The organism is Arthrobacter sp. N199823, assembly GCF_002929705.1.
Classification (GTDB): domain Bacteria; phylum Actinomycetota; class Actinomycetes; order Actinomycetales; family Micrococcaceae; genus Specibacter.
In genome coordinates this window covers 56,213-68,071 of record NZ_PJIN01000013.1, presented here as the reverse complement: position 1 = coordinate 68,071, position 11,859 = coordinate 56,213, and the positions used below count along the sequence as shown (strand labels likewise).

Here is an 11,859-nt window from a genome sequence, read left to right as displayed (position 1 = left end):
GGTCTATTTCTCCTACGCTGACACTTGGGTGCCTGTGGTGCTGCCATTGAGCCACATCGGCCACGCCACCACACATGGCCCGGTACTCCTAAAGGTGTCGCCAGGGGCAATCTAGATGTGGTTAGGTTCTGGTATGGGCCTGGAACTGACGAGTGAACTTCTTGATTCGTGGACTTTAGTCGATGACGACGTGGCATTGATGGCGAAGAAGTCAGGAGCGACTCGGGCAGGGTTTGCTGTCCTTTTGAAGTTCTTTCAGCACCATGCCAGATTTCCAATCGGTCCTTCTGAGCTTCCGCTGGGAGCGTTGGACTACATTGCGGCGCAGACTTCTGTGCCAGATATTGAGCTGGGTCCGTATTGGGGTGGCCGTTCAATCAAATACCATCGCGCCGAGATCAGGTCTCATTTTGGATTTCGGGAGTTCACCTCGGCTGATGAGGCCCGGTTGGCGGGGTGGTTGGCTGAGCGGGTATGCCCGTCGGAGGTTCGGGAGGCTGCGCTTCTTGAGGCTTTGCTGTCCCGGTGTCGTCAGGAGAAGATTGAGCCGCCTGGGCGTGCTGGCAGGATTGTTGGTGCTGCCCGGGCGTTGTTTGAGCAGCGCCTATGTGCTGATGTCGTCAGCAATCTTGGGTCTGCTGGTGCGGCTGGATTGGAAGCACTCGTAGTTGACGGTTCAGCAGGTTCCTTGTTGGCAGTTTTGAAGGCTGATCCGGGCCCGGCTGGGTTGGAATCATTGTTGTCTGAGGTGGAGAAGCTTTCAGCGGCCCAAGCCCTTGCTCTGCCAGCTGGTTTGTTTGCAGGTGTGTCGGAGAAGGTAGTGAGCGCGTTGCGGGCTAGAGCGGCGCGGATGTATCCATCGGATTTCTGGGACAGTCCTCAGCCGGTGAGGTTGACGTTGTTGGCTGCGTTGTGTCAGCAGCGTACGGCTGAGATCGCTGACAGTCTGGTGGATCTGTTGCTGGTCTTGGTGTTGAAGATCAATACCAGTGCGGTCAGGAAGGTTGAGAAGGAACTGACCGAGGACCTACAAAGGGTTCGCGGGAAGACGGCGTTGCTGTTCAAACTGGCAGAAACGGCAGTCGCTCGCCCGGATGAGACGGTTCGCAATGCCGTGTTCCCGGTGGTGAGTGAGAAAACCCTGCGGCAGCTGGTCCAGGAAGCAAAAGCTAACGAGACAGTGTTCCAGGGCAAGGTACGGACGGTGTTGAGGGGGTCGTATTCGAATCACTACCGGCGCATGCTGCCGGCGCTGCTGTCCGTGTTGCGGTTTCGGTGCCACAACACGGCATTTCGTCCCATCATGGACGCTATCGTATTACTGAAAAAGTACGCGGAAGATGGAAGTAAGACCCAGTTTTTTGCCGCCTTCGAGGAGGTTCCGGTTGCAGGGGTCGTGCCCAAGTCCTGGGAGGGTGCTATTCGGGATGAGAAGGGCCGGATTGAACGGATCCCTTACGAGCTTTGCCTCCTCGTGTCTTTGCGGGAGGCATTGCGCCGTCGCGAGGTTTTCGTTGATGGTGCTGGAAAGTGGCGGGATCCCGAAGATGACCTTCCCCAAGATTTCGACGCTTCACGGGAGCTCCACTATGAGGCCTTACGGAAGCCGTTGGACCCTGCCAGGTTCATTTTTGATCTGAAGTTGAGAATGACCAGGTCGCTGGAACAGCTGGATAACGGTTTACTGGCAGATACGACCGGTGGCGTGAAGATCACCAGACGACGTGGGGCGCCGTGGATCAAGGTACCCAAGCTGGAGAAACTCGAGGAGCCAGCTAATCTGGGCAAACTCAAGGCCGAGGTCCTGGCAAGGTGGGGCACCCTGGACTTACTTGAAGTCCTCAAGGAAGCTGACTTTCTGACTGGGTTCACCGATGAATTCGCCTCGGTCGCCTCCCGCGCGGTCCTTGACCGGGACACCCTGCGCCGGCGGTTGTTGCTCTGCCTTTTCGGGCTAGGTACGAACATGGGTATCAAAGCAGTGACCGATGCTGGTGGCCATGGAGAGAGCGAGCGGGAGCTGCGCCATGTTCGCCGGACCTTCATCACCAAAGACAATCTGCGCCAAGCCATCGTTAGAGTTGTCAACGCTACGTTCGAGGCCAGGAACCCGGCATGGTGGGGTGAGGGGAACGCGTGCGCGTCTGATTCAAAGAAGTTTGGATCTTGGGAATCGAACCTGATGACCGAATGGCACAATCGCTACGGCGGGCCCGGCGTGATGATCTACTGGCACGTGGAGAAGAAATCAACCTGCATCTACTCGCAGTTGAAGAATTGTTCCTCGTCCGAGGTAGCTGCGATGATCGAAGGAGTCCTGCGCCATGACACCGAGGCGGAGATTGAAGCGAACTACGTTGACACCCACGGGGCGTCGATTGTGGGATTTGCGTTCACCGAACTCCTTGGCTTCAAGTTGCTGCCGAGGTTGAAGAACATCGGTTCCATCCGTCTCTACCGTGTCAGCAATGAAGAAAGCTACGCGGAGATCAACGATGTGATCTCTCGTCCGATCAATTGGGAGATCATCGCCCAACAATACGATCAGATGATCAAATACGCCACCGCCCTCAAACTTGGTACCGCCGAATCGGAAACGATCCTGCGGCGCTTCACCAGGGGAGGGCCGAAGCACCCTACCTACCAGGCCTTGGAGGAACTTGGCAGGGCGGTGCGGACAATCTTTGCCGCCGACTACCTCGCCAATGAAGACCTCCGACGTGAAATCAAGTCAGGGCTGCAAGTCGTGGAGAATTGGAATAGCGGCAACGACGTTGTCTTCTACGGCAAAAACCGTGACCTCACAGGTCCTGACCGGGAAACGACCGAAGTCTCCATGCTCGCCCTGCATCTACTGCAATCGTCGCTGGTCTTGGTCAACACGTTGATGCTGCAAACCGTGCTCGAGGTTCCAGAGTTTAACGAAATGCTCGAGCCAGAAGACCGCAGGGGCCTCACTCCGTTGTTCTGGACCCATATCAACCCCTACGGGCGTTTCACCCTCGACATGACCACCCACCTAGACCTGGGCCAGGTGGGTGCGAAACCGGCGGAAAGAGGGCATTGATGCGGTCACGCATGGATGGATACTTTTCTAACAAGCCCCGAAGAAAAAATTGGCTACGCCGTACCGGTCGAGTTTGGGACAAGGCCCACATATCCAGGACCCTCGTCATATCGGTAGCCAACCGGGTAGGAAGAAAAGATCACCCCGTTAGTAAAGCGCCCACCAACTGCCTCAGCAAATGATTGCGCTTCGTCTTGAGTGGCGAACACACCAAGAACAGTGTTGTGAGCAGATTCATCGTGCTGAACGATCCACTCTTCAGGGGTCATACATTCTCAGTACGGTCCCTTGTTGGCTGACGCCAGGACATCGCTGTGGACTACGTTGAACGCGTGCTCCGGATCGCGACCACTATCCCCGGGGCACTCACCTTTCAGGGGATCAGTAGTATTCGGACCATGTTGGCCCGGTACCCCTTTGGGTTTCCCGAGTTGCCAAGTTGGGGCAAAATCCAAACTGGCAACTCAGGACGTGAAAAGCGCACTGATTCTATACCTCGCGATTCTATCGTCCACCCCTTGTGGCATGCGGCGCGGTGTCGTAACCTACTCCTAAGTAGACTATAAGTTGTGCTGTAGCTAACAATATAAGGCGAGACAACGAGGTCTTCAGGGAGCAAACAGCAACGGGGGAAGCATGAAACTTCAAAGAATGACGTTGGTTTCGGCACTACTGGTCTTGGGGTTGTTATCCACTTCCGGAACAGCAATGGCCAGTGACAATTCGCCATCAGGACCGGCCGAATCTCCATCAATCGCCACCGACGCCACCATCAAATCAGTTCCCGAGAGTCAGCTTGATCCTAACCAGCCTGCCTATGTCGTCGGGTCAGAAGGTGAAGTTCTGAGCACTATCGAGGGGAAGAAACAGGTTGAAGCAGCCGTCACCAACCGGAAATCAACCCAAGGCCCCGCGACGAAACTTGTATCCGGCGCAGAAGTGGAGTCACTCGCAGCCGGTTGTGCCTACAGGAATGGAGTAGCCCTTCCTGATGGACAGTGGCACGTATCTGTGGATGGTTGCGGAATTATCGGGTTCAATACCTCAGCCACTTGGCTCTATTCCTGGATAGTAGACATCACCCCGTATAGATCAAGTAATGCTTGCACAGTAGCTCGGGGTTACATCCGCGTGGGGACGTATTACAAAGCCAACTGGTGGGACACAGGGTGCGGTAGAGGGCACACTGCGTCAGTGCCCATCGGCAACGTAGCCACCGTGGCGAAGATGCAGTTCAAGGCCTACGGTGGCGTCATGCCGGCCTACCTTCGATGGAAATAGCAGGGTGGAATAACGGAGTCCGAGGATGGTTCAGATTCTGAGGAATTTTAGGCTAATCGCATTGATAGTTGCTCTGGGGCTCACCGGATGTACTACGTCGGTGGAGGACGCGAATCCAACTCGAGGAGCCGCTTCAAAGGCTCCGACACTCGATGTGGTTACAAAAGCCATGGAGAAAATGAATTGTGAGTATATCGACATCTTAGAAAATGACATCCAATCTTTCGATGATATGTCTGGGGCTGAATGTGTTGTCCCGGACATATCATCATTAATAGTTCGTATCTATGCAACGCCAGGAACTCCCTACAAGATATTGGACGAATGGGGACCAGGTCTTTCAGCGGAGAACCAACTCATGTATTCGGACACGTGGATTGCTATTGGTAAACCGGACGAGCTAACAAGAATCTTTGATTCATATAGTCATATAGGACCAACGACAGAAATTCCGACTCCCGTAGCTCAAACACCGCCTGAAATTGCTGTCTCGGAATGTACAATCTATGCATCGACCAGCATAGTAAGTGCTGCCACGACCCCTGACACATACGCCGCCTCGATCAACCATATTGATGAAATCTATCCTGGAATGAAAAGTCTCATCGAGACCAACATCACGGAAAAAGACCTTGTCAAAATACGTGACCTGAATACCAATGCTCCAGCAAGACTGGAGGCTTTCCTTTCAACTTTTGGAGCTTCAATCAAATCATTTTGTCGTTCAATGCCCACTTCCTAACACTGATCCAATCTGTTTTGGAGGTCTTATCAAATATGCTTTTCCTACTACTTATTCCGGCGTGTTTGTCAGCTATCGTCTTATTTGGCATCTACCCCAACATGTTTACATTCCTACTGCTGTTGCTAGTCTTGGCCGTTGTTGCAACCAAGTCTTACAAGCCCTTTGTTAGATTTAGATGGAATCAAAAGAACAGGCGATTCGTTGACCCAATAATAGACGCTGTGAATACGGACCCGATTTTCTTGTTTGGTCGAGATTACGTCGAACCCCACTTGAAGCCCGAATCGTCCGGTCGTGATGATGCCGCACAGGATACCAGTGAGCCATTCCCGAATGGAACTGGGAGAAGCAGCCACAAGGGATAATACGATGCCGCCTCTTCTTCATTCCCGGCAGATGCTAGTAGTAGGAATAGTCTGCACCTTAACGGGCATTATTAGCATGATTTTCCTAGATTACTTACTTGTCTGGATGGGACCGTACCAAAACATGGACGCCTCCATCTTGATTGCCGTGGGATCGTTCATTAAGATGATCCTCTTCATTGGCGGTCTTGTTTTCATAGCAATGTCAGTACTTGTTCGAAATTTCGAATACCATTCTCAGTTCATCATTACCCAACTTGACAAACGAGTCATTGACACATGGGATATGAGGAACTTTGAACGTATCGCTGCCGACAAGGACCAGGTATCTCCCGAAGAGGATCTAGGCTGAGCCTGAGCGTTGAGGATATGAACGTAGTTATAATAAATGCGGCTCTTTAGAATTGAGAGTGTAGTTTCGGTCTGAAGCCGCCGGAGTCAAGCAGGTGATCTGGCTACGTCGTTGACGAGGTTAAGGAAGCCGAGGGCAGATCCGCGGAGGTTATCCAATCTTCCATTAAGCGCGTCAGTGGGGATGTTGGATTTTCTTGGTCTTTCGAAGTAAAGCCGGCGCTCCCGAATGTGTCCTGAGCCGTCTGGTTGGGGTACACCCCAACCAGACGTAAACCCTGCGTAGACCTCTCCCAATGAACACGTGTCAACTTGAGGTCGTTAATCACATATCTTGACACTTAGGAAGCAGACTCTTGGAGTTGCCCTGACACTATTGAGCGGAGAATAATGACTGGCCAGACTTTCGGTTACATCCGCGTCAGTACCCTAGATCAAAATACGATCCGGCAACTCGACGGCGAACATCTCGACCGGGTCTTCACCGACCAAGCGTCAGGGAAAGACCAGAACCGTCCCCAGCTGGAAGCGTTGATTGATTTTTCCCGTGACGGTGACACCGTCCTGGTGCATTCCATGGATCGCTTGGCCCGGAACCTCGATGACCTCCGGGCCATCGTCCGGCGCCTAACCGCGAAGAAGGTTCAGGTTCGTTTCGTGAAGGAGAATCTGACCTTCACCGGAGACGACACTGCGATGGCTACCTTCTTACTGTCTGTGATGGGGGCGTTCGCCGAGTTCGAACGAACCCTCATCCGAGAACGACAACGCGAGGGGATCACCTTGGCCAAGAAGGCTGGCGTCTACAAAGGCCGAGGCAAGATGTTGAACGCTGAGGAGTCGGCCGCACTGATTCGGCGCGCCGCTGCTGGCGAAGCGAAAGCCGCACTTGCCCGAGAATTCGGGGTCAGCCGCCAAACCGTCTACCAATACATACGCTCTAGCCCATAGATTGCCTTTGCCGAGACACTTAGGAGTGCCGGGCCCCATGAACTGATGCTGAGTTAAGGCGTTTGGGCGAGCGGCTACTTGTCGGTTGTGACCGGCTTCCCGGTGGGGCGCGCGTAGTATGCCCAGGGGAACCACATGACTCCTATTCGCAGCCATCCCTCGGCCTCCAGGCCACGTCTCGTAGCCCCGAAGGCGGCGACTCGGAGATGTTCCCATTGCTCATCGGTTCGGACGAGATTATGGAAGTACATGCCGTAGCCGACGGAATGCCATCCGTTGCGCCCAGCTTCAGCTAACGCTTCCATCTCGTCAAAGGATGTCACAGGAAAGAGCCGGCGCTTCTCACTGGAAGGGTGGCCGTCGGCGCTTTCTGGAATGCGCCCGAATCTCTGTTGTGCTGCCTGTCGGCTCATCCCAAGCCGCTGGCCGATACGCTCCCAACTCAGCCCTGCAAGACGAGCGGAGGATACTGCGGATTGCATAAGCTGAGCTATTTCCTCAGAGCTCCGGTGGGTGAGCTCGATGAGGTCAAGATAGGAGTCGGGTTCGCTCTCCAAGCGTCCTGCAAGGTTGGGGTCAACGGCTGTGATCATCTGCGACAAGGCAACGCGCAACTGGTCGTCCGGGCCTTCTGGTTTTTTGCTCATCGATCGCTGGGCGGTTGGGAGCGTGCAAGCACAATTGCCAACGATGCCCCGGTGGCGGCGAGCAACAACGCGGCGATGATGAGCAACACAATCTTGATTGTGACGGAGGGAAAGTAGAGCGTGGAAAGGGCAAGGCCGACGGAAGTCAGCGCGAGAAAAATGGACGAGAGTGCCGGTCTAGACGTCGGGGCCTGCTTTACGGTTTTCATCTGTCAATCATATGTTGACACTGGAGAATGTCAACTATAAGTTGACATGTGAGGGCGCCTTTCAGAATGGACTTGACCAAGTCGCTGCCGACGAAGTCTGACGCTGGTGGAACCGGTGGCTGATTTTCCTTGCGCAAGCACCCGGCAGGGGTTGAGCGAGGACCACTCGAACGTCTGCCAAAGCCCCCCTATGTTCCAGGATTCCGATGTTGGGTGGATACCGTAGAGGAATGATCAACCTTGCGCGCGCCACTGAGTCCGATATGGCTGAAATTTCAGAGTTCCTGCGTATCGCTGACCTGACTTTGAGTGGACTCGATTCACCGACGGTGCACTTGTGGATCTCGCGGGATGAAAAGACGGCACGTATCCTCGCCACGACGGGATATGAAGGAAGCGAGGACGGCAGGCATGCTCTTATTCGAAGCGTTGCTGTTGATCCCGAACTTCGCGGGGCAGGAGTTGGGCTGGAGCTTGCCCAATTCGCGATGGAACGAGCAGTCGAGGCTGGCGCCAAGCAGGCCTGGCTGTTCAGCCGCAGGTCTGGCCCGTTCTGGCAGAAAGCCGGATTCACGTCAGCGGACACAAAGGATCTTGCGGTTGCCCTTTCCTCAACACACCAGGTTCAACTGTTTACTGAAACTGGCCAGCTCGAACGTGAAGTGGCCTGGAGTCGACAGCTCTGACGCACCTTCAAGTACTCACTCTTTAGGACGTTCCGCTTACGGGCGATGTTCCTGGGACCTGCCGCGTTGGATCGTAAGTAGACTCCTCCCATGGAAGAACCTTTGATGCACTACGTTTCGTGCGGAATGCTCGTACGCGCGGGCCGCGTGTTTCTCGTCCATCGATCACCGTCGAAGGCACGGTATCCCAATGTCTGGGATTTCCCGGGAGGTCACCTCGAACCGGGCGAGAACGGTCGACAAGCTCTTGTTCGTGAACTTCGAGAAGAGTTGAGTGTGAAGATTACTCCACCTGCTGGGAAAGCGATACTCACGCGGCAAGACGCTGAATTTTTTCAGGAAGTATGGCTGGTTGAAAAGTGGGATGGGGACATCGTCAATGCCGCACCAGATGAACATGACGCCATCGGATGGTTCAGTTTGGACGAAGCAATATATCTGGATCTAGCTGATGCTGAGTACCCAGCGCTCTTCAAGCAGGTCCTGGTCTGATTCCTGCTCGGTGGGAGTTCTCCTAAGGAACGGGTTACGTTCAGATCTCCTGGTCCTCATTGGGATTCCGGAAGGGTCGTAGCTGCGTTTCTGCAGGTGTGGCGGTGAAGGTGTATCTGCCTAACATGTTGATGTGTTCTGAAACCAGAGGGGACAGGCGTTGTACGTCTTCGTCGGCAACGGGGATGCCTTGGTCGCGGAGCTCGGTGAGCGCCGCGTCCAGGTAGCGTGTGTTCCACAGGATGACGGCGTTCAGGACTAGGCCAAGGGCCCCGAGTTGGTCTTCCTGGCCTTCCCGGTAGGACTGGCGTATCTGGCCCCTCTTGCCGTGGAAGATGAGTCTGGCGAGGGCGTGGCGGGATTCTTGCAGTGTCAACTGCGTATGAATTTGGCGTCGGTAGCCCTCGTCAACATCGATGAAGTCCAGCAGGTGCTCGGTTTTGGCTATTCTGCCGTATTCCGCCAACGCTTTTCCAAGCAGGGTTGCTGTCCCACCGCCCTGGGTGACTCTCAGGATTTCCGAGGCACGCACGGTCCCAGCAGTCAATGAGCCGACAAGGCGGAGCATGTCCGGCCAGTTGGCCGTGATGAGGTCCATGTTGATTCGGTTGCGGCCTGCTACCGCGTTCAGCTTCCCGTAGTCCGCTGTGGTGTCAATGCGCCAGAACCGTTGATCCGGCAACCCTGCCAGGCGGGGTGAGAACCGATAGCCGAGCAGGGTGAAAAGCCCGAAAATCTGATCCGAATAGGAGGCCGTGTCGGTTGCGACCATCTCAGGACGTTGTCCGCCGTCAAGTTCGAGCAATCCATCCAAAATGTGCAGGGAATCACGGACCGTTCCGGGGACAACTACGGCACCCAGACCGGACACTTGGTCGTTGAGATAGTTCAACCAGGTCAGGCCGCGGCCCTGGCCGAAGTAACGCGGATTCGCGCCGGCATTGACGGTAGCCACCGGCACCACGAACCGCATTCCATCAACTGACGCCAGCAAACCAGTACCCCAGCGCTGCGCGAGCCCGAGAGCGGACTGGGCCTGAACGAGCCGGGAGTTGGCCGCGCGCAGCGTATCGGCACGCACGTAGTTTTGATCAACGTGTGTCAGTCGTCCACGAGTCAGTGCGGGATGGCCGTCCTTGACCACCGGGGTGAGTCCGACGTTGCACGCCTCGGCCACCAGGATGGCTGCGACGGAAACATCGAGCTGATCCATCCGTGCGGAGGCCTCCGAGACGTGGCTGAATTCCGAGAGGAACCCGGTCCAGAAATGCACTTCCAGTAGCACATCGGGCAGATCTACCCGCGGCAGCATCCCCGACACCAGACCCCGCAGCTGCTTCAAGGACTCCGGTATCGTCTTGGCCTCCAGGGGTGAGAGGTGGACCTTGCCGGCATCGTCAATGCGTACCGCAGGATTATCGGCCAGTTGCTCGGCTGCCACACGATACCGGACATCCAGGCGGTGGCTGACACGCTGAAGGTGAGCTGCGGGTTCTTCAGGCAGTTGGAGTGCTCTCAAGGTCTCGTTCTTGGTTGCCTGCCACGCCGGGCCGGTCAGCAATCGCGCCCGCGGGTCTCCCCAGCGACGCCCACCAACAACAAAAATGTCCCTGCGCCGCAGCGCCTTATGGACGGCGTCCATCACAGCGACCGTGTAGGGCTTGCGATCGATTTCTTCCCCGGGCGTAGCGAGGCGCTGCCACGCCACAGACAGTACGGACAGATCAACCTCGCCAAGATCCTTTTTGCGGCCGTCCAAAACCTCCGGTAACGCTGTCAGAGCCGCCAAGGTTGGCGTCCCGCCCACGGTGGCTCCAAAGGGTGCAGCCGATGCAAGCGCCGGTAGGAAAGACCGGACGGTGGCGAAACGGCGCATCATCTCGGCCGCCGTGTCGCCCTCTGTACCGTCAGGATTCACCAATTCATTCACCACGTCTACCGCGGTGCGTAACTCGGGTAGAGACACCTGCTCAGCCAGCACCGAGGCGGCCTCTGCGCTTGAATATTCCGAATTGCCCAAGACCTCCACCAGCGTCTTCGCAGCCTTTGCCAACTGCAGTGAGGCCCTCGACAAACGCGGCAGAGACTTCAACCGGGCGGCAGCAGATTCCCTGGCTGCCTTGCGGACAACACGTTCAGTGACGATGGCGTCCAGGGCATCGCATAAATCATCAGCAACCTCCGATGTCAATGCGCGCACGGCACAGAGCAGCGTCGCACCCCGGCGCTGCCCGGACAATCCCTGGAGCGCTGAGGCCTTACCCGCCAACCCGTAGCGGGCCAGGGCATTCATCCGGCCCTCGGGCACAGTCTCCACATCGATAGTGCCAGCACCCAGGTCCCGCAACCGCGCCAGCCGGTCTAACTGCCGCAGCAACTCCGGCACCGAGACCCTCGAGGGCCCTGTCCTCAGCCTTTCCCAAGCAGTCAGCCTGGAACCCTCTTCGACGCGAAGCAAGTCTTCAAGACCCTGGATCAAGGCCGGGCCGGCCGCGTCCACCAGCATGGAATAGAGTCTTTCATTTGCTCCGGCGCGGACCTCTGAAACCAGACGTGTCAACGTCGAGACACCAGGGAGGAGGACCTTGCACTCACGCAACCAGAGCGTCGCCCGTTCAAACAAGCGCACAGGTCCCTCGGGCGACGTCCACGCCCGGGCCGCCAGAAACAGTCTCAGTTCCTCGTGTTTGTCTCGATCAGCGAATTCCACGTACCCATACACGGTGGAAATCTCGGCAGCGTGCTCGTAACTGGTCTGACCCCGCTGCGCGTAAAGCTTGAGAACGGAAGCATCAGCAATACCCAGCTGACCGGCCAGGGACTCCACCACTGGCCACGGGACATCCCGCGGATCCGTCAGAAACCGGCCCACCACCCGCACCGAGATCAGCTGGACCGCAAATCCCAAACGGTTGTGCAGTCCCCGGTGGCGATCGACTACCGACAGATCAGCGTCGTCCAACCAACAGAACCGCTCAAGATCCTCCGCCGAGATTTCATTGGGGAATCTGCCGAACCCCGCGGCCTGCTCATCACTTAGGAAATCGACTGCCATGTCACCCATT

Annotated in this window: 10 protein-coding genes and 1 pseudogene; 6 read left to right on the top strand and 5 right to left on the bottom strand. The window is 56.1% G+C overall.

Annotated elements, in window-relative coordinates; translation table 11 throughout:
* Positions 1-133 precede the first annotated feature (133 nt).
* Positions 134-3,067, top strand: a complete 2,934-nt coding sequence (locus CXQ93_RS18560) for a Tn3 family transposase (protein ID WP_104111900.1) — start codon at positions 134-136, stop codon at positions 3,065-3,067.
* A 53-nt stretch (positions 3,068-3,120) separates the two neighbouring features.
* Here CXQ93_RS18560 and CXQ93_RS18555 read toward each other — a convergent pair whose 3' ends face one another.
* Positions 3,121-3,336 carry a hypothetical protein gene (locus CXQ93_RS18555; RefSeq protein ID WP_104111899.1) on the bottom strand — a complete coding sequence of 72 codons (216 nt, stop codon included), beginning with the start codon at positions 3,334-3,336 and terminating at the stop codon, positions 3,121-3,123.
* 1,037 nt (positions 3,337-4,373) lie between these two features.
* Here CXQ93_RS18555 and CXQ93_RS20455 point away from each other — a divergent pair.
* Both CXQ93_RS20455 and CXQ93_RS18545 read left to right on the top strand, forming a co-directional pair.
* Entirely contained in the window at positions 4,374-5,090 is a 717-nt protein-coding gene (locus tag CXQ93_RS20455) for a hypothetical protein (RefSeq protein ID WP_146073266.1), read from the top strand.
* A gap of 474 nt (positions 5,091-5,564) precedes the next feature.
* Positions 5,565-5,810: a hypothetical protein gene (locus CXQ93_RS18545; protein ID WP_146073265.1), complete on the top strand. Its 246-nt coding sequence runs from the start codon at positions 5,565-5,567 to the stop codon at positions 5,808-5,810.
* Between the two features lie 46 nt (positions 5,811-5,856).
* Here the strand turns inward: CXQ93_RS18545 and CXQ93_RS18540 are convergent.
* Positions 5,857-6,022: pseudogene (locus CXQ93_RS18540) on the bottom strand (ISL3 family transposase); the annotation flags it as partial.
* Positions 6,023-6,199: 177 nt separating this feature from the next.
* Here CXQ93_RS18540 and CXQ93_RS18535 point away from each other — a divergent pair.
* On the top strand, positions 6,200-6,760 hold the full coding sequence (locus CXQ93_RS18535; RefSeq protein ID WP_104111896.1) for a recombinase family protein: 561 nt from the start codon (positions 6,200-6,202) through the stop codon (positions 6,758-6,760).
* A gap of 74 nt (positions 6,761-6,834) precedes the next feature.
* On the opposite strand, the gene CXQ93_RS18530 is transcribed toward CXQ93_RS18535, so the two are convergent.
* Both CXQ93_RS18530 and CXQ93_RS18525 read right to left on the bottom strand, forming a co-directional pair.
* Positions 6,835-7,407 carry a hypothetical protein gene (locus tag CXQ93_RS18530; protein WP_219817389.1) on the bottom strand — a complete coding sequence of 191 codons (573 nt, stop codon included), beginning with the start codon at positions 7,405-7,407 and terminating at the stop codon, positions 6,835-6,837.
* Complete coding sequence (locus CXQ93_RS18525) at positions 7,404-7,616, bottom strand: hypothetical protein (RefSeq protein ID WP_104111895.1); 213 nt, start codon at positions 7,614-7,616, stop codon at positions 7,404-7,406. The genes CXQ93_RS18530 and CXQ93_RS18525 overlap by 4 nt, the downstream gene beginning before the upstream one ends.
* A gap of 230 nt (positions 7,617-7,846) precedes the next feature.
* Between CXQ93_RS18525 and CXQ93_RS18520 the strand changes: the two genes are divergently transcribed.
* The gene (locus CXQ93_RS18520) at positions 7,847-8,302 is read left to right on the top strand and encodes a GNAT family N-acetyltransferase (RefSeq protein ID WP_258069107.1); all 456 of its coding nucleotides are present in this window, start codon (positions 7,847-7,849) and stop codon (positions 8,300-8,302) included.
* A gap of 90 nt (positions 8,303-8,392) precedes the next feature.
* On the top strand, positions 8,393-8,794 hold the full coding sequence (locus CXQ93_RS18515; RefSeq protein WP_104111893.1) for an NUDIX domain-containing protein: 402 nt from the start codon (positions 8,393-8,395) through the stop codon (positions 8,792-8,794).
* 40 nt (positions 8,795-8,834) lie between these two features.
* On the opposite strand, the gene CXQ93_RS18510 is transcribed toward CXQ93_RS18515, so the two are convergent.
* A complete protein-coding gene (locus CXQ93_RS18510; RefSeq protein ID WP_104111906.1) occupies positions 8,835-11,849 on the bottom strand; it encodes a Tn3 family transposase in 3,015 nt (1,004 codons plus the stop codon).
* Between the last annotated feature and the right edge of the window lie 10 nt (positions 11,850-11,859).

Bases quoted from the DNA above. Each gene is read 5' to 3' on its own strand.
- CXQ93_RS18545 (WP_146073265.1), top strand. From the start codon at position 5,565: ATGGGACCGTACCAAAACATGGACGCCTCCATCTTGATTGCCGTGGGA.
- CXQ93_RS18525 (WP_104111895.1), bottom strand. From the start codon at position 7,616: ATGAAAACCGTAAAGCAGGCCCCGACGTCTAGACCGGCACTCTCGTCC.
- CXQ93_RS18555 (WP_104111899.1), bottom strand. From the start codon at position 3,336: ATGACCCCTGAAGAGTGGATCGTTCAGCACGATGAATCTGCTCACAAC.
- CXQ93_RS18535 (WP_104111896.1), top strand. From the start codon at position 6,200: ATGACTGGCCAGACTTTCGGTTACATCCGCGTCAGTACCCTAGATCAA.
- CXQ93_RS18530 (WP_219817389.1), bottom strand. From the start codon at position 7,407: ATGAGCAAAAAACCAGAAGGCCCGGACGACCAGTTGCGCGTTGCCTTG.
- CXQ93_RS18510 (WP_104111906.1), bottom strand. From the start codon at position 11,849: ATGGCAGTCGATTTCCTAAGTGATGAGCAGGCCGCGGGGTTCGGCAGA.
- CXQ93_RS18515 (WP_104111893.1), top strand. From the start codon at position 8,393: ATGGAAGAACCTTTGATGCACTACGTTTCGTGCGGAATGCTCGTACGC.
- CXQ93_RS18520 (WP_258069107.1), top strand. From the start codon at position 7,847: ATGATCAACCTTGCGCGCGCCACTGAGTCCGATATGGCTGAAATTTCA.
- CXQ93_RS20455 (WP_146073266.1), top strand. From the start codon at position 4,374: ATGGTTCAGATTCTGAGGAATTTTAGGCTAATCGCATTGATAGTTGCT.
- CXQ93_RS18560 (WP_104111900.1), top strand. From the start codon at position 134: ATGGGCCTGGAACTGACGAGTGAACTTCTTGATTCGTGGACTTTAGTC.